24 protein-coding genes are annotated in these 22,975 nt (G+C 71.1%); 15 read left to right on the forward strand and 9 right to left on the reverse strand.

All coding sequences use genetic code 11. The annotated features are described in order from the left end of the window. Positions 1-13: 13 nt before the first annotated feature. From ACWV17_RS18035 to ACWV17_RS18055, 5 genes are all read left to right on the forward strand, one after another. A complete protein-coding gene (locus tag ACWV17_RS18035; RefSeq protein ID WP_455360587.1) occupies positions 14-211 on the forward strand; it encodes a CopG family transcriptional regulator in 198 nt (65 codons plus the stop codon). Beyond that, positions 212-595: a type II toxin-antitoxin system death-on-curing family toxin gene (locus ACWV17_RS18040; protein WP_455353478.1), complete on the forward strand. Its 384-nt coding sequence runs from the start codon at positions 212-214 to the stop codon at positions 593-595. A gap of 177 nt (positions 596-772) precedes the next feature. Continuing rightward, on the forward strand, positions 773-2,557 hold the full coding sequence (locus ACWV17_RS18045) for a DEAD/DEAH box helicase (RefSeq protein ID WP_455360545.1): 1,785 nt from the start codon (positions 773-775) through the stop codon (positions 2,555-2,557). A gap of 364 nt (positions 2,558-2,921) precedes the next feature. After that, positions 2,922-3,563 carry an IclR family transcriptional regulator gene (locus tag ACWV17_RS18050; RefSeq protein ID WP_455353480.1) on the forward strand — a complete coding sequence of 214 codons (642 nt, stop codon included), beginning with the start codon at positions 2,922-2,924 and terminating at the stop codon, positions 3,561-3,563. Positions 3,564-3,654: 91 nt separating this feature from the next. Further along, on the forward strand, positions 3,655-4,449 hold the full coding sequence (locus ACWV17_RS18055) for a S16 family serine protease (RefSeq protein WP_455360546.1): 795 nt from the start codon (positions 3,655-3,657) through the stop codon (positions 4,447-4,449). Here the strand turns inward: ACWV17_RS18055 and ACWV17_RS18060 are convergent. The 6 genes from ACWV17_RS18060 to ACWV17_RS18085 all read right to left on the reverse strand — a co-directional run bounded on the left by ACWV17_RS18060 (position 4,388) and on the right by ACWV17_RS18085 (position 7,781). After that, positions 4,388-5,734: an MFS transporter gene (locus ACWV17_RS18060; RefSeq protein WP_455360547.1), complete on the reverse strand. Its 1,347-nt coding sequence runs from the start codon at positions 5,732-5,734 to the stop codon at positions 4,388-4,390. The genes ACWV17_RS18055 and ACWV17_RS18060 overlap by 62 nt on opposite strands. Then, positions 5,731-5,910, reverse strand: a complete 180-nt coding sequence (locus ACWV17_RS18065; RefSeq protein ID WP_455353482.1) for a hypothetical protein — start codon at positions 5,908-5,910, stop codon at positions 5,731-5,733. The genes ACWV17_RS18060 and ACWV17_RS18065 overlap by 4 nt, the downstream gene beginning before the upstream one ends. Positions 5,911-5,925: 15 nt before the next feature. After that, positions 5,926-6,510 carry an ArsR/SmtB family transcription factor gene (locus ACWV17_RS18070; protein WP_455360548.1) on the reverse strand — a complete coding sequence of 195 codons (585 nt, stop codon included), beginning with the start codon at positions 6,508-6,510 and terminating at the stop codon, positions 5,926-5,928. 74 nt (positions 6,511-6,584) lie between these two features. Continuing rightward, positions 6,585-7,016, reverse strand: coding sequence for a TA system VapC family ribonuclease toxin (locus ACWV17_RS18075; protein WP_455360549.1), 432 nt, complete (start codon positions 7,014-7,016; stop codon positions 6,585-6,587). Then, the gene (locus tag ACWV17_RS18080; RefSeq protein WP_455360550.1) at positions 7,013-7,255 is read right to left on the reverse strand and encodes a hypothetical protein; all 243 of its coding nucleotides are present in this window, start codon (positions 7,253-7,255) and stop codon (positions 7,013-7,015) included. Before ACWV17_RS18080 ends, ACWV17_RS18075 begins: the two co-directional genes overlap by 4 nt. 52 nt (positions 7,256-7,307) lie before the next feature. Next, a complete protein-coding gene (locus ACWV17_RS18085) occupies positions 7,308-7,781 on the reverse strand; it encodes an Lrp/AsnC family transcriptional regulator (protein WP_455360551.1) in 474 nt (157 codons plus the stop codon). Between the two features lie 122 nt (positions 7,782-7,903). On the opposite strand from ACWV17_RS18085, the gene hppD reads away from it, so the two are divergent. After that, entirely contained in the window at positions 7,904-9,049 is a 1,146-nt protein-coding gene (gene hppD / locus ACWV17_RS18090; RefSeq protein WP_455360552.1) for a 4-hydroxyphenylpyruvate dioxygenase, read from the forward strand. 105 nt (positions 9,050-9,154) lie between these two features. Here the strand turns inward: hppD and ACWV17_RS18095 are convergent, their stop codons facing one another. Continuing rightward, positions 9,155-10,903, reverse strand: a complete 1,749-nt coding sequence (locus tag ACWV17_RS18095) for a tetratricopeptide repeat protein (protein WP_455360553.1) — start codon at positions 10,901-10,903, stop codon at positions 9,155-9,157. A gap of 142 nt (positions 10,904-11,045) precedes the next feature. Between ACWV17_RS18095 and ACWV17_RS18100 the strand changes: the two genes are divergently transcribed. Then, positions 11,046-12,413 (forward strand): FAD-binding oxidoreductase, encoded by a 1,368-nt coding sequence (locus ACWV17_RS18100; RefSeq protein ID WP_455360588.1) that lies wholly within the window; start codon positions 11,046-11,048, stop codon positions 12,411-12,413. 61 nt (positions 12,414-12,474) lie between these two features. Here ACWV17_RS18100 and ACWV17_RS18105 read toward each other — a convergent pair whose 3' ends face one another. Beyond that, positions 12,475-12,957 carry an SsgA family sporulation/cell division regulator gene (locus ACWV17_RS18105; RefSeq protein WP_455360554.1) on the reverse strand — a complete coding sequence of 161 codons (483 nt, stop codon included), beginning with the start codon at positions 12,955-12,957 and terminating at the stop codon, positions 12,475-12,477. Positions 12,958-13,357: 400 nt separating this feature from the next. Between ACWV17_RS18105 and ACWV17_RS18110 the strand changes: the two genes are divergently transcribed. Further along, positions 13,358-14,731: an RDD family protein gene (locus ACWV17_RS18110; protein ID WP_455360555.1), complete on the forward strand. Its 1,374-nt coding sequence runs from the start codon at positions 13,358-13,360 to the stop codon at positions 14,729-14,731. Positions 14,732-14,823: 92 nt separating this feature from the next. Further along, positions 14,824-15,519 (forward strand): RDD family protein, encoded by a 696-nt coding sequence (locus tag ACWV17_RS18115; RefSeq protein ID WP_455353491.1) that lies wholly within the window; start codon positions 14,824-14,826, stop codon positions 15,517-15,519. A gap of 24 nt (positions 15,520-15,543) precedes the next feature. Here ACWV17_RS18115 and ACWV17_RS18120 read toward each other — a convergent pair whose 3' ends face one another. After that, positions 15,544-15,804, reverse strand: a complete 261-nt coding sequence (locus ACWV17_RS18120; RefSeq protein WP_455353492.1) for a hypothetical protein — start codon at positions 15,802-15,804, stop codon at positions 15,544-15,546. A 432-nt stretch (positions 15,805-16,236) separates the two neighbouring features. Here ACWV17_RS18120 and ACWV17_RS18125 point away from each other — a divergent pair, with 432 nt between their 5' ends. From ACWV17_RS18125 to ACWV17_RS18150, 6 genes are all read left to right on the forward strand, one after another. Next, entirely contained in the window at positions 16,237-18,639 is a 2,403-nt protein-coding gene (locus ACWV17_RS18125) for an immune inhibitor A domain-containing protein (protein ID WP_455360556.1), read from the forward strand. Positions 18,640-18,798: 159 nt separating this feature from the next. After that, on the forward strand, positions 18,799-19,125 hold the full coding sequence (locus ACWV17_RS18130) for a hypothetical protein (RefSeq protein WP_455353494.1): 327 nt from the start codon (positions 18,799-18,801) through the stop codon (positions 19,123-19,125). Between the two features lie 113 nt (positions 19,126-19,238). After that, a complete protein-coding gene (locus ACWV17_RS18135; RefSeq protein ID WP_455360557.1) occupies positions 19,239-19,907 on the forward strand; it encodes a hypothetical protein in 669 nt (222 codons plus the stop codon). A 106-nt stretch (positions 19,908-20,013) separates the two neighbouring features. Next, positions 20,014-20,262, forward strand: coding sequence for a ferredoxin (locus ACWV17_RS18140; RefSeq protein ID WP_455353496.1), 249 nt, complete (start codon positions 20,014-20,016; stop codon positions 20,260-20,262). Further along, on the forward strand, positions 20,252-21,649 hold the full coding sequence (locus ACWV17_RS18145) for an NAD(P)/FAD-dependent oxidoreductase (RefSeq protein WP_455353497.1): 1,398 nt from the start codon (positions 20,252-20,254) through the stop codon (positions 21,647-21,649). The genes ACWV17_RS18140 and ACWV17_RS18145 overlap by 11 nt, the downstream gene beginning before the upstream one ends. A gap of 41 nt (positions 21,650-21,690) precedes the next feature. Then, on the forward strand, positions 21,691-22,974 hold the full coding sequence (locus ACWV17_RS18150; protein WP_455360558.1) for a cytochrome P450: 1,284 nt from the start codon (positions 21,691-21,693) through the stop codon (positions 22,972-22,974). Position 22,975 lies beyond the last annotated feature (1 nt).

The raw sequence follows: 22,975 nt of genomic DNA on the forward strand, positions 1-22,975 counted from the left end.
TGACGGTATGGCTATGAACCTGAGATTGCGTGATGATCAGCAGGAGGCGCTCAAGCTCCGGGCCGATGAGGAGGGCCGCAGCATGCACGCCATAGTGCTTCAGGCGATCGACCGGTATCTGGAGCAGGAGGCTGACCGTGAGTCGGTCCGCAGGCTCGGTGCCAAGTACGCGGTCCGCCATGCGGACCTGCTTCGACGGCTGGGGGAGTAGTTGAAGTACCTGACGGTCCAGGAGGCCCTGGACCTGGCGGAGCTCGCCTGTCCCGGCCAGCAGGTGGCGGTTCGCGATCTAGGCCTGCTCAGCTCGGCGGTGCACCGCCCCCAGTCTCAGATGTTCGGCATCGAGGCGTATACCGATCTCTTCGAGAAGGCTGCCGCGCTCCTCCAGTCGCTTGCCGTGAACCATCCGCTGGTAGACGGCAACAAGCGCATGGCGTGGATGTGCACGGTGGTCTTCCTCGACTTCAACGGCACGGAAATGGTCGACGTCGACCAGGACGCGTCGTACAAGCTCGTCATCGACGTGGCTACGGGCGACCTCGAAGACGTTGTGCTCATCGCGAGCCGGCTGCGTGGTCTTCACGAGGCAACGTGAGCTGAGTCGCACCCGTCAGACTCCGGCTCGTTCCCACGGGATCACAACCGGGCCACCGGTAGGGTGGCCCGGTTGTCCTACGTACGCCCAAGCCCGTGCGTGCCCAAGCCCGTGCGTGACCAAGCCCCTGCCCGCGTCAGCCCGTCCCGTACACCCGAGAGCCCCGAACCGGAGACCGTGACTACTACCGCCTCCCACCACCTCTCACCCGCCTTCCCCGGCCGTGCCCCCTGGGGTACGGCCGGCAAGCTGCGCGCCTGGCAGCAGGCCGCCATGGACCGGTACATCCAAGAGCAGCCGCGCGACTTCCTCGCGGTCGCGACGCCCGGCGCCGGCAAGACCACCTTCGCGCTGACGCTCGCGTCCTGGCTGCTGCACCACCACGTCGTGCAGCAGGTGACGGTCGTCGCGCCCACCGAGCACCTGAAGAAGCAGTGGGCGGAGGCGGCGGCCCGGATAGGCATCAAGCTCGATCCGGACTACTCGGCCGGCCCGCTGAGCAAGGAGTACCACGGGGTCGCCGTCACCTACGCCGGTGTCGGGGTACGGCCGATGCTGCACCGTAACCGCAGTGAGCAGCGCAAGACGCTGGTGATCCTGGACGAGATCCACCACGCCGGTGACTCGAAGTCCTGGGGCGAGGCCTGCCTGGAGGCGTTCGATCCGGCGACCCGGCGGCTCGCGCTCACCGGTACGCCCTTCCGGTCCGACACCAACCCCATCCCCTTCGTCAGCTACGAAGAGGGGAACGACGGGATCCGCCGGTCGTCCGCCGACTACACCTACGGGTACGGCAACGCCCTCGGCGACGGTGTCGTCCGGCCGGTCATCTTCCTCTCCTACAGCGGCAACATGCGCTGGCGCACCAAGGCCGGCGACGAGATCGCCGCGCGCCTCGGCGAGCCGATGACCAAGGACGCGATCTCGCAGGCCTGGCGCACCGCGCTCGACCCGCGCGGCGACTGGATGCCGAACGTCCTCAAGGCCGCCGACCAGCGGCTGACCGAGGTCAGGAAGAGCATCCCGGACGCGGGCGGGCTGGTCATCGCGAGCGACCAGGACTCGGCGCGCGCGTACGCGAAGCTGATCCGCGAGATCACCGGGACGGGCGCGACGGTGGTGCTGTCCGACGACACCGGGGCGTCCCAGCGCATCGACGACTTCGCGGCCTCGGAGGACCGCTGGATGGTCGCGGTGCGGATGGTGTCGGAAGGCGTCGACGTACCGCGCCTCGCGGTCGGCGTGTACGCGACGACGATCTCGACCCCGCTGTTCTTCGCGCAGGCGGTGGGCCGTTTCGTACGGTCGCGTCGGCGCGGCGAGACGGCCTCGGTCTTCCTGCCGACCATCCCGATGCTCCTCGGCTTCGCCAACGAGATGGAGGTCGAGCGCGACCACGTCCTGGACAAGCCGAAGAAGAACGGCGAGGAGGACCCGTACGCCGAGTCCGAGCGCGAGATGGACGAGGCGAACAAGGAACAGGACGAGGACACCGGCGAGCAGGACATGCTGCCCTTCGAGGCGCTGGAGTCCGACGCCGTCTTCGACCGGGTGCTGTACGACGGCGCCGAGTTCGGCATGCAGGCGCATCCGGGCAGCGAGGAGGAGCAGGACTATCTCGGGATCCCCGGGCTGCTGGAACCCGACCAGGTGCAGATGCTGCTCCAGAAGCGGCAGGCCCGGCAGATCGCGCACAGCCGCCGCAAGCCGGACGCCGAGGCGGACCTGCTCGAACTTCCCGCCGAGCGCAGGCCGGTGGTGTCCCACAAGGAGCTGCTGGAGCTGCGCAAGCAGCTGAACACGATGGTCGGCGCGTACGTACACCAGAGCGGCAAGCCGCACGGAGTGATCCACACCGAGCTGCGCCGGGTGTGCGGCGGCCCGCCGAGCGCGGAGGCCACGGCGGGGCAGATCCGGGAGCGGATCAAGAAGGTCCAGGAGTGGGCCACCCGCATGAAGTGAGCCGCGACGAAGTGAGCCGCTGTGAAGTGAGCCGCCGTGAAGTGAGCGGCGGAGACGCGGCGGTGGCCGGGGCCCGTACGGAGGAACGTACGGGCCCCGGCCTTTTGTACTCACCAGAGCTCCGAACTTTGGCCGCAAACCCGGGTAAATCACCCTGTCGCGACCGGATTCTGGACGAGGCCTTCCGCTCAGCGGACCGCTCTCGCTAATGTCCCCGCAACGCACACGCCCCGTGGCAGCGCCGCCGCGGAGCGCAGCCGGTGCCATGGCCTTTGCCGGCGGCCTCTCCGCGCGTCGCCGATGGGACCGGTGCCGCATCCCCGTGAGAGATCCCGCCGCACTCACCAAAGAGGGAGAGGGCGTCGTGACCGCGGAGACCTCCCAGACGCTCGACCGAGGACTGCGTGTCCTCAAACTGCTCGCCGACACCGACCACGGCCTGACCGTCACCGAGTTGTCCAACAAACTCGGTGTCAACCGCACGGTCGTCTACCGGCTGCTCGCCACCCTGGAGCAGCACGCCCTCGTCCGCCGCGACCTGGGCGGCCGCGCCCGCGTCGGACTCGGCGTGCTGCGCCTGGGCCGGCAGGTCCATCCGCTGGTACGGGAGGCCGCGCTGCCCGCGCTGCGCTCCCTCGCCGAAGACATAGGCGCGACCGCGCATCTGACGCTCGTGGACGGTACGGAGGCCCTCGCGGTCGCCGTCGTCGAGCCGACCTGGACCGACTACCACGTCGCCTACCGGGCGGGCTTCCGCCACCCGTTGGACCGCGGTGCCGCGGGCCGGGCCATCCTCGCTGCCCGCCAGGGCGGGCCGGCCGACCCCGGATACACCCTCACCCACGGCGAACTGGAGGCCGGCGCCAGTGGAGCGGCCGCCCCGCTGCTGGGCATCACGGGCCTGGAGGGCAGCGTCGGCGTGGTGATGCTCGCCGACTCCGTCCCGGAACGGGTCGGCCCCCGGGTGGTGGACGCGGCCCGCGAGGTCACGGACGCGCTGAGCTGAGCGGACCCGCTGCGTGGGGCGGCGGAGCGTGGGGGAGGGCAGCGTGAGGCAGGAGAGCGTGGCAGGCCGCCCGGCCCACTACATTGGCCGGGTGCTCACACGTCTCTCCCGTCCCCGCGCCCTCGCCCTCAGTACCGTTCCGGTGCTCGCGCTCTTCGCGGTCGCGGCCTTCGCCCCGCTGCCCTTCTCCCTGGCGCAGCCCGGCCTGACCGCGAACGTACTCGGCGAGCACGACGGCGAGCCCGTCATCACCATCACCGGTGCGCCCACCCGCAAGACCACCGGGCAGCTGCGGATGACGACGATCGTGGCGACCGGGCCGTCCGCCGAGGTGGATCTCGGGGACCTGGTCGACAGCTGGTTCCGGACCGACCGGGCCGTGATGCCGCGTGAGGCCGTCTATCCGTCGGGCGGCAGCGACGCGGAGATCGAGAAGCGCAACATCGAGGCGATGGAGAAGTCGCAGAACATCGCGGCCTCCGCCGCCCTCCGGTATCTGGGCAAGGACCCGGACGAGGTGAAAGTGACCCTCGAACTGGCCGACGTCGGCGGACCGAGCGCCGGTCTGCTCTTCTCCCTCGGCATCATCGACAAGCTCAACGGCGCCGGCGACGGCACCGGCGCCGATCTCACCGGCGGCCGGAACATCGCCGGTACGGGGACCATCACCCCCGACGGCAAGGTCGGCGCGGTCGGCGGCGTGGCCCTGAAGACACAGGCCGCCAAGCGTGACGGCGCGACCGTGTTCCTGGTCCCGGAGGCCGAGTGCGCGGACGCGAAGTCCGAGCTGCCCGCCGGGCTCCGGCTGATCCCGGTCACGACGCTCAAGGGCACGGTGTCGGCTCTGCGGGCGCTCCGGACGGGCGGCTCGGTCCCGAGCTGCTGAGACCGGAGCGTGGGCCGGGGTCCGCAGGCGTACGGTCCATCTGCCGCCAGGACGGGAACACCGCCGGGCCGAGCGTGGCCAGGAAGTACAGCCCGCCGAGCGCGAGCAGCGCCGTGCCGAGGCCCGCCTGCTCGATCAGGAAGCCGGCCGCGAGCCCGCCGAGCGGGGTGGTCAGCAGTACCCCGGCCGTGGACACGCCCATGTAACGGCTGCGCAGTTCGTCCGGGACGCGCTCGTACACGACCGTGGTGAGAATCGGGTTGAGCATCCCGGCGGCCAGCCCGCCCGCCGCCATGGTCACCGCGAGCGGCACCGTACCGTCCACCAACGCCGCAACCACGTACCGCGGCAGGCCGCAGATCAGGAACGCGACGGTGAACAGGGCCCGCCGGGGGAAGCGGTGCCCGACCGTGCCGTAGAGCAGCGCACCGAGCAGCGCGCAGCCGCCGAACACCGCCGCCAGCAGGCCGAGATCCTGCGCTCCGCCGAGGTTGTCCATGGCGTGCACGGGCAGCAGCACCGCACTCCAGCCCTGGTCGAGGCCGTTGGTGACCATCACCAGCAGGACGATGGCCAGCAGCAGCCGGGACCGCACCAGGAAGACGTACCCCTCGCGCAGGTCGCGGCGGTAGGCCTTGAGGGAGACGGGTGCCGCGTCCCGCAGCGGCTCCGCCGCACGAACTCCGCGTACCCCGCCCGCGATCAGCAGCGCGGAGAGCCCGAACGTCACGGCGTCCAGCAGCAGGACCGCCTCCGCGCCGATCAGCGCGATCAGTACGCCGGCCAGCGCGGCCCCGGCCATCCGGGCCCCGCGTGAGACCGCGTCGAACAGGCTCGCGGCCCGGGCGAGGGTGGTGCCCGCCCGGCCCGCGAGGTCCGGGACGAGGACGTACCGGGCGGTCTCGCCAGGTGCGTGGAAGAGGCCGGTGACGGCCATCAGGGCGCAGAGCATCCAGAACTGGAGCGCCCCGGCGTAGTGCAGCAGCGGGACCGAGCCGATGGCGAGCGCGCAGACCAGGTCGGAGGCGACGCTGACCCGGCGGCGGCCGATGCGGTCGATGACCGGGCCTCCGAAGACGGCGGAGACGACCACCGGCAGGGTCGCGCAGAAGGCGACCAGTCCCGCCTTGCCGGCGCTGCCCGTGGTCTCCAGCGCGAACCACGGGACGCCGATCAGGGTGAGTGAATTACCGGTGATCGAGACGGCGTTGGCGGCGAGGACGGTGGTCAGCGGCCGCCGGTCGGGTATGCCTTCCGGCTTCTCCGTTCCCCCCGGGGCGGTCATGCGTGCGCGGGGCGGGACGGCAGTTGTACGAGTCGCAGGCCGAGCTCGATCATCGTCCAGCCCACTTGGGTGCGCAGAGCGCGGCGACGCGTCGCGGGCCGGTGGTACCGGGCCGCCTCGCGGCGCAGTTCCTCGGCGCGCAGGGCGTGCAGGCGCAGGTGTGTGTCGGGGTGCATTGAGTGTCCGTCCTCTCAGCCGTTGGAGCGGGGGAAGGCATGCAGGTGGACGCGGACCTGGGCGGCGTCCTGCGCGTCCGGCCCGGGCGCCAGGGCCCGGTAGCTTTCGATGACCTCGTGGACCCGGTCGCGCATCTCCTCGGCGAGCTCGGGCGTCAGGCGCAGCGTGAAGTCGCTCATGTCCGAGCCGCGGCGCCAGGCCTCGGGCCAGTCGCGCGCGGTGCCGAGCCAGGTGCTGAGCTCCTGGGTGTGGATGGTCGCGAGCTCGTGCATGAAGAGGTCCGCCGCCCCGCGCACGGCGGGGTCGGGGTCGCTGTGCAGGGTCTCGTCGAGCACGGTCCCGTCGTGGGCGGACTTCCACCACCGCTCACGCCCCTTGCCGCGCTCCGGGTCGTCCTCGACGAAGCCGTACGCGGCGAGCTGGCGCAGGTGGTAACTGGTGGCGCCGCTCGACTCGCCAAGCCGCTCGGCCAGTTGGGAGGCGGTGGCGGGCCCGTTCTGACGCAGCGCGGCCAGCAGGCGCATCCGGAGGGGGTGGGCGAGGCCGCGCAGCGAGTGGGGGTCGAGCTTGCGGACGGAGTGTTCCTCGGGGTCGGGCATGCCTCAACCGTAGACATGCAAAGGACTCGTTGCAAGGGTTTCTTTGCAACGAGTCCTTTGCATGGTGGACGGGGTCAATCCTCCAGCGGATGGCTCCACTTGAGGCCCGGGAAGCGCGCGAATCCCCGGTCGGCGCTGTAGAAGGTCGCCCCCGCCTCGATGGCCAGCGCGGCGAAGTAGGCGTCGGGGATGAGATTCCCCCGGGCGCCGACCTTGCGGCAGAGCCGCTCGAAGATCTCCCAGTGCCGAGGGCCCTCGCCGAGCGGAACTGCTGCCGGTGACCTGCGGACAGTGTCGAGAAAGTCCAGGGCGATCGAGGTGGGGGCGGGGTCGGGGTAGATCCGGGGGTGAGTGACGATGCGGAGGAAGCCGTTCGCCACCAAGGAGCTGACTGCCACCGGCTCGTCGCCGTTGAGCCGGTCCGTCAGCCAGGTGCGATACGCCTCGTGCTGATCCACGTCCTTGCGGAAGGCGTAGACGAGGACGTTCACGTCGCAGAGGATCACGCGCGGTCCTCCATGACGTCCAGCAGGGCCGCGTTGTCGTCCAGATGGACTCCGGGATGCAGGCCGCCCTCCCCGTAGGTGGGGAGAACGACGGGGATGGCTGCGGCTGCCGCGGCATCACGTGCGAACGATGCCCGGATGGCGTCCTCTATCACTGCACTCACCGTGACGCGCTTGCGTGCCGCGCGGAGCTTGGCTTCCTGGAGAAGGTCCTCGGAGAGGTCTACCGTGGTTCTCATGCATCCAAGTGTGGGCCGCCTGCATCATGATGCGCAACTCGGTCAACCGCGATCAACTCCGGTCCTCCGCCGCCTGTTCCACCAGCGGAATGATCCGCAATGGCACCGGGTTCTCCATCACGATCGCCGTGGAGGCCCGCACGATCCCCTCGAAGCCCACGACCCGGTCGATCACCCGCTGGAGGTCGGCGTTCGAGCGGGCCACGAGCCGGCAGAGCATGTCGCCGTGGCCGGTCGTGGTGTGCAGCTCCAGCACCTCCGGGACGGTCGTCAAATGGGCCCGCACATCCGCCCCCTGGCCCTGCTTGATCTCCAGCGTCGCGAACGCCGTGACGGGGTAGCCGAGGGCCGCCGGATCGACCTGGGGGCCGAAGCCGCGGATCACGCCCTGTGACTGAAGCCGGTCCAGCCGCGCCTGTACGGTGCCGCGGGCCACGCCCAGACGGCGGGACGCCTCCAGTACGCCGATCCGGGGCTCCCGGGCCAGCAGAACGATGAGCCTGCCATCCAGTTCGTCGATCCCCATGGCCCGCCTCCCGGTGGTCATCCTGTACACAAAGTCCGGCGATCCCGCGCTCTCATTGAGCAGCATGTCCAGCAGAACAACAAACTATTGCGCACCTTGCGGATCGGAGAGAGTCTGCCGCCATGACTGAGACCATGGATCACACCCCGGGTACCGCGCGCAAGGCAGACCCCTTCCCGGTCAAGGGAATGGACGCGGTCGTCTTCGCCGTCGGCAACGCCAAGCAGGCCGCGCACTTCTACTCGACCGCCTTCGGTATGAAGCTCGTCGCCTACTCCGGACCGGAGAACGGCAGCCGCGAGACCGCCAGTTACGTCCTGACGAACGGCGCCGCCCGCTTCGTGTTCACCTCCGTCATCAAGGCCTCCACCGACCACGGCCGCTTCCTGGCCGACCATGTCGCCGAGCACGGTGACGGGGTCGTGGACCTGGCCATCGAGGTGCCGGACGCGCGGGCCGCGTACGAGTACGCCACCGCCCACGGGGCGCGGGGCCTGGAGGAGCCGTACGAGGTCAAGGACGACCACGGGGTTGTCGTCCTCGCCGCCATCGCGACGTACGGCAAGACCAGGCACACCCTCGTCGACCGGTCCCGCTACGACGGGCCGTACCTGCCCGGCTTCGTCGCCGTCGACCCGATGGTCGAGCCGCCGGCCAAGCGCACCTTCCAGGCCATCGACCACTGCGTGGGCAATGTCGAGCTCGGGAAGATGAACGAGTGGGTGGCGTTCTACAACAACGTCATGGGCTTCACCAACATGAAGGAGTTCGTGGGCGACGACATCGCCACCGAGTACTCCGCGCTCATGTCGAAGGTCGTCGCCGACGGCACGCTCAAGGTCAAGTTCCCGATCAACGAGCCGGCGATCGCCAAGAAGAAGTCGCAGATCGACGAGTACCTGGAGTTCTACGGCGGCGCGGGCGTTCAGCACATCGCGCTCGCCACGAACGACATCGTCGCGACCGTCCGCTCCATGCGCGCCGCGGGCGTGCAGTTCCTGGACACCCCCGACTCGTACTACGACACGCTCGGCGAGTGGGCCGGTGAGACCCGCGTACCGGTCGAGACGCTGCGCGAGCTGAAGATCCTCGTCGACCGCGACGAGGACGGCTATCTGCTGCAGATCTTCACCAAGCCGGTCCAGGACCGTCCGACCGTGTTCTTCGAGATGATCGAGCGGCACGGTTCGATGGGCTTCGGCAAGGGCAACTTCAAGGCGCTGTTCGAGGCCATTGAGCGCGAGCAGGAGAAGCGCGGCAACCTCTGACCGGCGCGTCGCCACACCGGCCGGAACGGACCGCGGCCCCACGGAACCGACCCGTGGGGCCGCGGTCCGTTCCGGCCGCAGCCGTGTCCCCGTCCCCGTGCCCGCTCAGGTGCCGGGGGACGTCCAGGCCGGCGGCTGCTGCGGGGCCGGCTCCACCGGCGCGCCCGGTGCGCCCGGCGCGCCCTGCCGCGGGGCCGCCGGGCTCGACTGACCCGCGGCACCGCCCGAGGGTGGCTGAGCCGGCGGGGGCGTCTGCGGTTGCCGGGGCTGCTGGGGCTGGGGCGGCGGCTGGGGCGGCGCTTGCGGAGACTGAGGCGGGGACTGCGGCTGCTGCTGCGGTGGGGGCGGCTGCTGCGGCGGGGACTGCGGCTGCTCGGGCCGCCCGCCCGCGCCCGGCTGCGGCGCCGCCGGTTTGGGCGTGGCCCCGTCGGCCCCCTCCCCCTCCAGCTCCACCGGGCCGCCCGGCGGCGGTTCGCCCAGCGCGGCCAGCGCCGCCCGGGCCAGCGGTGCCCGCAGCGGCGAGAAGTGCGGGTTCGTCCGCAGCGCCTCGTCCAGCCGCCGGCGGGCCGCCCCCGGGAGGCCCAGCGCCCGCTCGATCTCGCCGCGGTGGTACGAGAAGTCCGCGCTCCGCAGCCCCGGATCCGCCGCCTTCTTGGCGAAGACGAGCGCCTGCTCGTCGTCGCCCTTGCGGTGCAGCGCCCACCCCAGCGCGTCCGCCACCCGCATGTTCTTGTGCCGCTTCCACTCCTCCGACAGGCGCCGCACGGCCGCCGTCGCGTCACCGTGGTCGGATTCGAACAGACCGAGCGTCAGCTCGTCGCTCACCCCGTGACTGCCGGCCCGGGCGATCTGGGCCCGCAGCAGATCGTACGGCCCCTGGGCCTGTGCCACGCGGCCCATCGACTCCAGCAGCTCGCCCAGCTCCAGCGCGTACCGCGGCACCGGCGCATGCCCCAGCGCGGCCCGGTAGTCGTGCACCGCCTCCCCCGAACGGCCGAGCCCGGCCAGCGCCCTGGCCCGGCCGCCGAGCGCCTGATGGTGCTCGGGGTCGATGCGCAGCGCGCTCTCGAAGTGGTGCAGCGCCTCCGCCGCCTCGCCGCGCTCCCAGGCCATCTCGCCGAGCCGGTACATGCAGTCCGCCCGCTCCGCGGGCGTGCGGGCGGCCCCGGTGGCCTTCGTCAGTGCCGCACCGGCGTCCTCCCGCCAGCCGCGGTCCCAGTACACCTGCGCCACCCTGATGTACGCGACCGTGCCCGGCCGCAGCGCGACCAGCTTCTCCATGGCCTTCTCGGAGTCCTTGGGCCGGCCGAGGCCGGAGTACGCGTCGATGAGCACCGGGTACGCCGCCCAGTGCCGCGGTGACTGGGCCCGCGCGAGCTCGCCCCACCGCTGCGCCGTCCGGTAGTCGTGCCGGGCGTTGGCGAGCGCCCCCATGCCCACCGTCGCCTCGACGTTGCCCTTCTCCATGGGCTTGGCCTGGAGGGAGCGCTGCAGCGCCCGCTCGGCCCGCGGGTAGTTCGCGGAGTCGGCCGTCCGGCGGGCCTGCTCCAGATACGCCGAGCCGAGGACCGCCCATGACCTGCTGTCCTTCGGGTTCTTGCGCAGCCACCGCTCCCGGTCGCCGATCAGCGCCGTCAGGTCCTCGATGGCCGCGGGGGCGCCCGCGCCGACGGCGGCGAGGGCCCGCTCCTCGGGCTTCACGGTCCAGGGCGCGTCCGGTTCCGCCGGTCTGATCACCAGCGCGCCCGCGATGAGGACGGCCGCGACCGCCGTGCCGATCAGCGTCCTGCGTGAGAGCACACCGGACCGGTGGGAGGGGCTGGGGGATGTCTGCGGGTCATGTTCCACGTCCACGACGGAACTCCTCGGGAGGAAACGCACGGATGCCTCACTGTGCGTCAATATGAAGAGCACATGGGTGCAGGCGAACCGGATCGCAGACGGGTTCACACCGATGGCTCTCCGGTGCCAGGCTGCAAACATGGACGATGGCAGCATGGACGATCTTCAGTCGCGCCTGCGCGCGGGCCTGCCGGACGAGGCCCTCATCACCGACCCGGACGTGATGGCCTCGTACGCGAACGACATGGCGAGCTTCTGCGCGTCCGGGACCCCGGCCGTGGTCGTCCTGCCGCGCACGGTCGAGCAGGTCCAGCACGTCATGCGGACCGCGACCGAGCTGCGCGTCCCCGTCGTCCCGCAGGGCGCCCGGACCGGCCTGTCGGGCGCGGCCAACGCCTCCGACGGGTGCATCGTGCTCTCCCTGGTCGCGATGGACCGGATCCTGGAGATCAGCCCGGTCGACCGGATCGCGGTCGTCGAACCGGGCGTGATCAACGCCGTGCTCTCCCGTGCGGTGGCCGAGCACGGCCTGTACTACCCGCCCGACCCGTCCAGTTGGGAAATGTGCACGATCGGCGGGAACATCGGCACCGCCTCGGGAGGGTTGTGCTGCGTGAAGTACGGCGTCACCGCCGAGTACGTCCTCGGGCTCGACGTCGTCCTCGCCGACGGCCGTCTGCTGACCACCGGCCGCCGCACCGCCAAGGGCGTCGCCGGCTACGACCTCACCCGGCTGTTCGTCGGCTCCGAGGGCAGCCTCGGCATCGTCGTCCGCGCCGTCCTCGCCCTCAGGCCCACCCCTCCGCGGCAGCTCGCGCTCGCCGCCGAGTTCCCCTCCGCTGCCGCCGCCTGCGAGGCCGTCTGCGAGATCATGCGGCTCGGCCATGTGCCGTCGCTGCTCGAACTGATGGACCGTACGACCATCCAGGCCGTCAACAGGATGGCCCGGATGGGACTGCCCGAGTCCACCGAGGCACTGCTGCTCGCCGCCTTCGACACCCCCGACCCCGCCGACGACCTGGCCGCGGTCGGCGAGCTCTGTACGGCCGCCGGCGCCACGCAGGTCGTCCCGGCCGAGGACGCCGCCGAGTCCGAACTGCTCCTCCAGGCGCGGCGGATGTCCCTCACGGCACTGGAGACCGTCAAGTCCGCCACGATGATCGACGACGTGTGTGTGCCCCGCTCCCGGCTCGGCGCGATGCTGGAGGGCACCTCGGCCATCGCCGAGAAGTACGGGCTCACCATCGGCGTGTGCGCCCACGCGGGCGACGGCAACACCCACCCCGTCGTCTGCTTCGACGCCGCGGACCCCGACGAGTCGCGGCGCGCCCGCGAGTCCTTCGACGAGATCATGGCGCTGGGCCTGAGCCTGGGCGGCACGATCACCGGCGAGCACGGCGTGGGGGTACTGAAGAAGGACTGGCTGGCCCGCGAACTCGGGCCGGTGGGCGTCGAATTGCAGCGGGGCATCAAGCAGACCTTCGACCCGCTCGGACTGCTCAACCCCGGCAAGCTCTTCTGAGCCGGGATCCGCCGGACAGGCCTGGGGACACCAGTGCGAGCGGGCGCGCCGGGGCGCCGCCTCACCCGTCCCCGTCGGTGGACTCGTCGGACGGCCACGGGTCGCTCAGCCACAGTTCGTCGCGGACCCCGGGGGCCGGCGCGAGCAGCTCCGCCAGGCCGTCGTCGATACCGAGGCGCCCGGCCTCGGTGCCCGGCGGGACCACCCGGAGCGTCCGCTCCAGCCAGGCCGACACGGCGGCCGCCGACGCCTCCAGCAGCGCGTCGCCCTCGGGCGAGCTCAGCGCCATGCAGACGATGCTGCGCGCGTCGGCCTTCGTCGGCCAGATCCGGACGTCGCCGTGCCCGCACGGCCGGAACACCCCCTCGACCAGCAGCTCGCGGGCGAAGGTCCAGTGGACGGGGAAGTCGGAGCCGATGTGGAAGATGATGTGCACGGCGTACGGGTCGTCGGTGCGATAGGCCAGCCGGGCCGGGACGGCGATGCTGCGCTCGGGCGACAGCACCAGGTCGATCTCCAGCTCGCGTTCCACCACGGTGTGCATGAGGGGCGTTCCTCTCCTGGTACGGGCTTGCACAAGGAGAGACCGGTCCGGCCGCCGGTTATGACGCGACTTCCGCGACGATTTTCCCGGGGCGGGCTCACAGGGCCTGTCCGGCGGATCTTGGCCGGGGCCACGGCGTCTGGCACGGCACCTCGCCGCGTTGCCGAAATTCCCGAATAGCTCCGCTATTAGGGCACTCCGGCGCCTTGCGATGCACCGCACCAGACGCCGCGTCCTATCCGGCCCTGATCCGCCGGACAGGCCCTACCAGCCGGACGGCGGGATTTTCGGACTGTCGCCCGAACGCGGGCATTCTCCCGGTCTCTTTCCAACCGGCCGCGGGTTCTTCGTTAATGTCCTCCCTGGATTGTGTTGGTGATGATCGGAGTTGGGGACCTTGGTGGCTTCTCCTGGTGACGGCGAGAGCGCAGCCCGTGAGGGCTACTACCCCGATCCGTCGATTCCTGGATATGTCCGGTACTGGAACGGGGCCGCCTGGGTGCCCGGGACGAGTCGCCCCGCGCCCGCCGCGCCCGCGCACGACGAGACCGGGCCGGTCTTCCTCGACGAGGACCCGGGCCCGGAGCAGGAGCCGCTGCCGCGGTCGCAGCAGGGGTCCGTGCCCGACGACCTGCACGGCAGCCGTCCGGAACCGGCTTCCGCGTGGCAGGCCGACACCTCGCGGCAGACCGGCTTCGGCGGCGACCTGGACAACCGCGTCGCCTGGGGTACGCCCGCGCAGGACCCCCGTTCGCCGGCCGCCCCGGCCGCAGCAGCGCCGTCGCCCCCGGCCCCGACTCCGGCCTCGTCCGGGGAGGAGGACCCCAGCGGGGGCGCGCTGCCGGGCATGCGGGCGCCGGGCGGCGTCTCCGCCCGTACGAGCCGTACGGACGGCACGATGTCCATCCGCGCCACCGCCCCGGCCGCCGGCACCACACCGCGGCCCTCGGTACCCGCCCAGGCGCAGCCGGCCCAGCCGCAGGCCCCCGCCGAGCCGCAGCCGGTGGCGCCGCCGCCCCAGCAGCCCGTCCCGCCCCAGCGACCCGTACAGCCGCAGCACCCGCAGCAGCCGCAGCCGCCGCAGTCCGTGCAGCCCCGGCCCCAGCAGGCCGCCGCGACGCCCGAGCCGGCTCCCGCGACCCCGCTCGCGTCCGGGGCCGGTGGCGGCGCCGCGTCCTGGCCGCAGCAGGTGCACCAGCTCGCCCGTTCGGCCGAGGCGGAGCAGCAGCCGGTGACGCCGTGGAAGCCGCCGGTCAGTGACCCGTTCCAGCGGATGGCCGAGGCCCAGGCGTCGGCCCGGCCCGCCGGCCTCGGCAGGCGGCTGGCGGCGCGGCTCATCGACTCGGTGATGCTCGGCGCGGTCGTGGGTGCGGTCGCCGTACCGCTGTTCACCAAGGCGGTCGACCACATCGACGACAAGGTCGACGCGGCCAAGCTGTCCGGGGAGACGGTGACCGTCTGGCTGATCGACGGGACCACCGCCGGCTACCTCGGGATCGTGCTCGGCGCCCTGCTCGTCTTCGGTGTCCTCTACGAGGCGCTGCCGACCGCGAAGTGGGGCCGCACCCTCGGCAAGAAGGTCTGCGGTGTCCAGGTGAGGGACATCGAGTCGCACGAACCCCCGTCGTTCGGCGCGGCCTTGCGCCGCTGGCTGGTGTACGCGCTGCTCGGCGCGCTCGCCGTCGGGATCGTCAATGTGCTGTGGTGCCTGGTGGACCGGCCGTGGCGGCAGTGCTGGCACGACAAGGCGGCCCGGACGTTCGTGGCCGGCTAGGGGCTGTCCGGCCGATCAGGCCGATCAGCGACCGTTCCCCCGAACGGCACGCATCCGTTGCGGCGGGCCCCCGCTCGCGGTCGACTACGGCCATGAGCACCGACCCGCCGCCGCCCGGCCAGCCGCCCGAGGACGACCCGTTCCTCAAGAAGCCGCCGCCCGAACAGCCGCCCCCGGCCGGTGGTTCTCCGTACGACACTCCGCCCGGTACTCCACCCGGTCCGGGGTCTCCCTACGGCGGCGGGGGCGGGGTGCCGCCTCCGCCGTACGACCCCTACGGCGGCGGGGGAGGATACGGCCCGCCCGATCCGCTCTCCGGGATGCCGCCGCTCGCCGACTTCGGCAAGCGGCTCGTGGCGCGCATCATCGACGCGCTCATCATCGCCATCCCGCTGGCCCTCATCCAGATCCCGTTCACCAGCCGCTTCAACCTGGATGGGGACGACGACGCCTCCGAGGTGTTCGTCCAGTCGTACAGCGGCACCGGACTGCTCTTCACGCTGATCGGGATCGTGGCCTTCATCGGCTACGACACCCTGATGGTGAAGAAGTCGGGCCAGACCGTCGGCAAGAAGCTGCTGAACCTGCGTGTGGCCATGCTCAACGACGGCAGCACCCCGGACACCAACGCGTCGCTGATGCGCGCCACCGTGCTGTGGCTGCCGGCGCTGCTGTGCTGCCCCTGCATCTGGGAGATCGTGCTGGCCATCACGATCCTGACCGACAAGCCGTACAAACAGGGCCTGCACGACAAGGCGGGCAAGACGGTGGTGGTCACCAGCAACTAGGGCCTTTACGGGGGCCCGCTCGGCTCAGCGGTGCAGTGAGTGCACCCGCGCGGCGGGTTCCGGCTCGCTCGCGGACACGGACGCACGGTTCGAACGAACCGTGCGTGCCGTCGTGTTCGGCGCGGGCACGATCAGGGCGACGAGGACGCCGAGTACGAGAGCCGCCGCCGAGATGACCGCGACCCCCGGGCCCGTGCTGGTCTGCGAGAGCAGGAGCATGGCGATGGTGGAGGCGATGACGGTGGCCGAACCGTAAGCGAGTTGTGCGGCAGTCGGACGCGGCATGGCGTGATCCGTCCTCGAAGACAACGAACAGCGGATGGGCGGTCTGCTCAACTCGGTCGCACTCTCCAGCGACTCTACGACGGTGGATGCCCGAGTGGAACGGCCGGTAAGCGTGACCTAACCCACGGTGCTGAAGCATCGGGGGCGCACGGGGTCATTCGCCGTCCCAACAGGTGGGACGAACGCGCCTGTTGGCGGTGCGCCGACGCGCGCGGCCAGGGGGCCCGGCCGTGCCTGCGGGAAGCCGCACCGGCGTCGGGCGACCGGATAACGGAAGCGGAACCCCGCACATAGTGCACTTGGCCTGTGCAAGTCAAGGTCTGTCTTTTCTCCGTCAACTCCGGTCGAATGTCGTCACTTGAGACGCGTGCCGCGCCGGAACCCCCACCCTTCGGTCCGTGCCCTTGCGGCCGCGGGAGGGGAACACATCAAGTGACCAGTAAGAGGAGAGCGGTCAAGGCTGCCGCCGTGGCCGTCACCATGGCCGCGTGCGCGGCGACGGCGTCCACGTACGCCACGGCCCAGGCAGACGACAAGGCACCGGGAGCCGTGGCGGTCGACCGCCACGACCCGGCGGCCATGGAGAAGGGGCACGTCGAGCACGATCTCGAGGGCCCGTTCAGCAAGCAGCAGGAGCAGCAGCGCGAAGCCGCCCTGGAGCAGGTCCTCGCGGGCGACCTGAAGGTGGAGAAGCGCGGCGCGTCGAAGGTCGTCAAGCTCGACGACCGCAAGTACGTCGAGCTCGGCCGCGAGAAGACCGACAAGATCTTCACGATCCTGGTGGAGTTCGGCGACAAGGTCGACGACACCACGATGTTCGACCCGGACGGCCCCGACGGCCCCAAGTCGCCGGTGAAGAAGTACGGCGGCGAGCCCGGCCCGCTGCACAACCGGATAGCCGAGCCGGACCGTGCCAAGGACAACAGCACGGCCTGGCAGAAGGACTACGACCGCAAGCACTTCCAGGAGCTCTACTTCGGTACGGGCAAGGGCAAGCACTCGCTCAAGACGTACTTCGAGAAGACCTCCTCGGGCCGTTACTCGGTCGAGGGCGATGTCTCCGACTGGGTCAAGGTCGACTACAACGAGGCCCGTTACGGCTCCAACTACTGCGGCCAGTCCAACTGCGCCAACGTCTGGGACACCGTCCGCGACGGTGTGACCGCCTGGGCCGCGGCGCAGAAGGCGGCCGGCAAGACCGACGCCCAGATCAAGGCGCAGCTCGCCGCGTACGACCAGTGGGACCGCTACGACTTCGACGCCGACGGCAACTTCAACGAGGCCGACGGTTACATCGACCACTTCCAGATCGTGCACGCCGGCGAGGACGAGTCCGCGGGCGGCGGCGCGCAGGCCACCAACGCCCTGTGGGCGCACCGCTGGTACGCCTACGGCACGAGCGCGGGCAAGACCGGCCCCGCGCACAACAAGGCCGGCGGCACCGAGATCGGCAGCACCGGCATCTGGGTCGGCGACTACACCATGCAGCCCGAGAACGGCGGCCTCGGTGTCTTCGCGCACGAGTACGGCCACGACCTCGGCCTGCCGGACCTGTACGACACCACCGGCGGCGCCGAGAACTCGGTCGGCTTCTGGTCCCTGATGTCGGCGGGCTCCTGGCTCGGTACCGGCAAGGACGCGATCGGCGACCTGCCCGGCGACATGACCGCCTGGGACAAGCTCCAGCTGGGCTGGCTCGACTACGACAAGGCCAAGGCCGCGACGAAGTCGACCCACAAGCTGGGCGTGTCGGCGTACAACACCAAGAACAAGCAGGCGCTCGTCGTCGAGCTGCCGAAGAAGCCGGTCACCACGACTGTCGTCAAGCCCGCCGAGGGCTCGAAGCAGTGGTGGAGCGACATGGGTGACGACCTCAAGAACACCCTCACCCGGTCGGTCGACCTCACCGGCAAGTCCAAGGCCTCCCTGGAGCTTCAGGGCTGGTACGACATCGAGGCCGAGTACGACTACCTGTACACCGAGGTCTCCACCGACGGCGGCGCCAACTGGACGGCCGTCGACGGTACGGCCGACGGCAAGGCGCTCCCGCGCGACGCCGCCAACAACCCGGCGCTGACCGATGTCTCGGGCGCCTGGAAGAAGCTCGTCTACCCGCTGGACGCCTACGCGGGCAAGAAGATCGACGTCCGCTTCCGCTACCAGACGGACGGCGGCGCGGGCGGCAAGGGCTTCACCGCCGACGCCATCACCGTCACCGCCGACGGCTCGCCGCTCTTCACGGACGGCGCCGAGGGCGACGACAACGGCTGGACCGCGAAGGGCTTCTCGCGCATCGGCGAGTCCTTCACGCAGGAGTACCCGCAGTACTACCTGGCCGAGAACCGCCAGTACGTGTCGTACGACCAGACGCTGAAGGTCGGCCCGTACAACTTCGGCTTCCTCGGTACCCGTCCCGACTGGGTCGAGCACTACCCGTACCAGACCGGCCTGCTGGTCTGGCTGTGGGACACCTCCCAGAAGGACAACAACGTCAGCGTCCACCCGGGCAAGGGCCTGATCCTGCCGGTCGACGCCCACGCCAAGCCGCTGAAGTGGGCGGACGGCACCCTGATGCGCAACAAGATCCAGCCCTTCGACGCGCCGTTCAGCCGGTACGCCACGGACGGCTTCACGCTGCACAACGCCGGCCAGCCGGTGCGGGTGAAGGCGCAGAAGGGCAACCCGGTCTTCGACGACCGCAAGGGGACGTACTGGTACGCGGAGAACCCGACCGGAAGCGTTCAGGTTCCTGACACCAACACCCGGATCTCGATCGTCAAGGAGCCGAAGAGCGGCCAGACGATCACGGTAAAGGTCGGTCCGTCGACCAAGTAATTCGTAAAATCGCAGGTCAGCGCATGATCGGCCGTCGCCCTCTAGCGGGCGGCGGCCGTTCGCGTTTAGATGCGTCCTACGAGCTGCTTATTGACAGCAGGTCGAACACGGTGACAGACACGCGATGACAGTGACGTCTCACGGGGGAGCTGGACGGGCATGGCCGGTGGAGGTTTCAGCAAGCTGCCGAACGGCAGTGTGGTGGTCGCGCTCACGCTTCCGCGGCCGAAGTACGAAGGAGGCGCGGCCGCCCCGGACGCCAACGGCCCGGTACGCGTCCTCGTCCACGCGGCCAACCGCGCCCGCGCCCTGACCCGGCTGCGGAACCTGGGCCTGCGCGCGGTCTACCTCCGCGGCAACGCGGAACCGCCCACTCCGGACGAGGTCACGGCCGTCCTGCACCACCCGGACGGCCTCCTCTGGCGGGGCGCCCCCCAGGACGCGGAAGAACTCTGGCACCCGATACGAGCGCTGCTCCGCAGCTGACGCGGCTCCCGCGTGGCTGACGCGGCTCCCGCGTGCTCACTCTCCCGGGTGGTCCCGGTGGCGCGTCCGCGGACGACACCGCTTGCTGGTACGGGGGAGAAAGCGAGCGGTCCATGGCGTCGCACGAGCAGCGGCTGCAGACCCCCCGGGCGGCAGGAGTGGCGGGGATCTTCTTCGCGCTGCTGATCGCGGCCGCGATCGTGCTGGTCCGGGTGGCACTGCCGGAAGGAGGGGAGGAGGCCGATGTGTCGGCCGACCCCGCGCAAAGGCAGGCGGTGCGTACGGCGCTCGCGCTCGTACCGTTCGCCGGGATCTTCTTCCTGTGGTTCATGGGCGCGCTGCGCTCGCAGGCCGGAGAGCGGGAGGACAGATTCGTCGCCACCGTCTTCCTGGGCAGCGGCCTGCTCTTCGTGGCCACCCTCTTCGGGGCCGCGGCGGCGGCCGGCGGCGTGCTGGACGCCGCCGGGCCGGACGCGGGCGGGCCGGACCCGGACGGGTCGGCCGGGAACTTCGGCAAGCACTTCGCGTACACCCTGATGACGACCTACGCGATGCGGATGGCCGCCGTGTTCACCTTCACGACCTCGGCCATCGGTCACCGCCTCGGCTTCTTCCCGCGCCCGCTCACCCTCCTGGGCTACCTCACCGGCCTGACCCTGCTGTTCCTGGGGCCGGGCATCCCTTGGTCCGAACTGATCTTCCCGTTCTGGTCCCTGATCGTGAGCGTCCACATCCTCCGGACCGGCCTGCGGTCCCGTCCGCGCCGCCCCGGCGCCGCCTGACCGCCACTCGTTCGGCTCACCACGACGGGCGGAACCGCGCCCGCCCTCTCATGCTGGCGATGCACGGCATCGAGGAGGGACCAGTCCACGGAAGGGACGGATCCGGGTGAGGCTTGTCGTCGATCTCAACCGCTGCCAGGGGTACGCGCAGTGCGCGTTCCTCGCCCCCGACGTCTTCGCCATGCGGGGTGACGAGGCACTGTCGTACAGCCCGCACGCCGACGAGGCACAGCGGGACAACGTGGCACAGGCCGTCGCCGCGTGCCCGGTCCAGGCCATCCTCGTCGAGGATCTCGACGGACATGGCGAGCCCGAAGCGGCCGGGCCGGCGGAGGGGGCGTCCCGTGCACAGTGACGGCGAGTACCTCGGCCGGCTCAAACGCGAAGGGCGCATCGTGATCGTGGGCGCCTCCCTCGCCGGCCTCAGGGCCGCGGAAACCCTGCGGGACGAGGGCTTCGCCGGCTCGCTCACCCTGATCGGCGACGAACCCTATGAGCCGTACGACCGGCCCCCGCTGTCCAAGCAGGTTCTCCTGGGCAAGGCGACCGCCGACCATACCGCCCTGCCCCGGCGCCGGAAGCTGGACGCGCGGTGGCGGCTCGGTGTCGCGGCCACCGGGCTGGACATGGCGGCCCGGCGGGTGCGGCTGGCCGACGGGGACGAGGTGGAGTACGACCGGCTGCTGATCGCGACGGGCGTCCGGGCGCGGCCCTGGCCGAACGAGAGCGAGGCGGAGCTCGACGGGGTCTTCGTGCTGCGCACTCGCGACGACGCGGCCGCCCTGCAGCGGCGGCTGGCGGACGGGCCCCGCCGGGTGCTGGTGATCGGCGCCGGCTTCACCGGCTCGGAGATCGCCTCCGCCTGCCGTGAGCGCGAGCTTCCGGTCACCGTCGCGGAACGGGCGGCCGCGCCGCTGGTCGGCGCGCTCGGCGGTGTCGTGGGCGAGGTGGCCGCCGAGCTGCAGCGCGAGAACGGAGTTGACCTGCGGTGCGGCGTCATGGTCACCGGGCTGGAGGGCGACTCGGCGCGGCGGGTCCGCGCGGCGCACCTGTCCGACGGGGCCACTATCGAGACGGACGTGGTGGTCGTTTCGCTCGGTGCCACCCGCAACACCGAATGGCTCGCGGGATCCGGCCTCGGCGCCGGCCCCCGGGGCATCGCCTGCGACGCCGGCTGCCGGGCCTTCGACATCCGGGGCATCGTCACCGACGACATCTTCGTGGCCGGCGACGTGGCACGTTCACCGCACGCGCTGTTCGGCTATCAGTTCCTGTCCCTGGAGCACTGGGGCAACGCCGTCGCACAGGCCGAGACCGCCGCGCACAACATGCTGAGCGAGAGCGTGGACCGCCGCCCGCACCTGTGGGTGCCGGCTTTCTGGTCCTCCCAGTTCGGGGTGAACATCAAGTCCGTGGGCGTCCCGTCCATGGGCGAGGAGCTCCTCGTCGCCCAGGGCTCGCTCGCCGAGCGGCGGTTCACCGGTGTGTACGGATACCAGGGACGCGTCATCGGCGCCGTCACCTTCGACCAGTCGCGGTGGCTGCAGTTCTACCAGCAGCTCATCGAGACGACGGCGCCGTTCCCGCCGCCGTTCCCCACCGTGGACCGCCGCCCCGAGGGCCGGCACCCGGTCCCGGCCGGCTTCCCGGACCCGTCGGTCCCCACCCACGGTCCGACCGTCACCCTCAGCGGCTATTCGCCGGCCGACCGGCGGATCACCTTCACCCCCGCCCGGCCCTGACCTCCACGCCCACGCCCACCCCACGCCCGCGAGGACCCCTCATGACGCACGCCACGCTCCTGCGGCAGATCCTGGACCACGCCAACCGCGCGGACCCGTACCCCCTGTACGCCGAGCTCCGCAAGACGCCGGTGGCCCATGAGGGAGACGGCCCGTACGTCGTCAGCACCTACTACGAGATCCAGAGCCTCCTGCACGACCCGCGGATCAGCTCCGACGCCCGCAATCTCACGGCGCGGGCAGGCGAGGAGCTGTCCCAGGGGGAGGAGGAGACGACGCTGCCGCCCAGCTTCCTGAAACTCGACCCGCCGGAGCACGACCGGCTGCGCCGGATGACGAACCGTCCCTTCGGCCCGCCCCACAGTCCCCGTCGTGTCGACGCCATGCGCGGTGAACTCACCACGATCGTCTCCGACCTCGTCGACGGCCTCATGGACGGCTCCACGGACGGCCCCACGGACGGAGCGGGGGGCGGGGGCGCGAGCGGGGGCCGGATCGATCTCGTCGACCAGTTCGCCTACCCCTTTCCGGTGACCGTGATCTGCCGGCTGCTCGGGGTGCCGCGCGAGGACGAGCCCCGCTTCCACGTCTGGGCCGACACCCTGGCCGCGGGCCTGGACCCGGACCCGGACGCGGATCCCGCCGAGCGGAACCGCGTCCTGAACCAGACGCGGACCGAGCTCGGCATGTACCTGGCCGGGCTGATCGAGGAGCGCCGCAAGGCGCCCGTCGACGACATGCTCTCCGAGTTGGCGACCAGTCATGGACCGGACGGGCCGATGACCACCATGGAGCTGCTCAGCACCGCGGCCCTCCTGCTGATCGCCGGCCACGAGACGACGGTCAACCTCATCACCAACGGCATGCTCACCCTGCTGCGCCACCCGGACGTGCTCCAGCGGCTGCGCGACGAACCGCGCCTGTCCGTCCCGCTCGTGGAGGAGCTGCTGCGCTACGAGCCCCCGGTGCAGCTGGTGCCGCAGCGCACCACGCTCGCGGACATCGAGATCGGCGGCGTCACGATCCCCAAAGGGGCGTCGGTCTGGCTCGTCCTGGCCTCCGGCAACCGGGACCCGAAGCGCTTCACCGACCCCGACCGGTTCGACCCGGACCGCAAGGACATCCAGCACCTCGGCTTCGGCAGCGGCATCCACAGCTGCTTCGGCGCGCCGCTCGCCCGGCTGGAGGCGCAGCTCGCCCTGACCGAGCTGGCACGAAGGCTCGACAACCCGCGTCTGGTCGAGGACCCGCCCCCGTACCGGCAGAACGCGGTGCTGCGCGGCCCCCGCCACCTGACCATCACCTGCGACGGCGTCCGCCCCTGAG

This window comes from Streptomyces mabaensis (assembly GCF_053763515.1).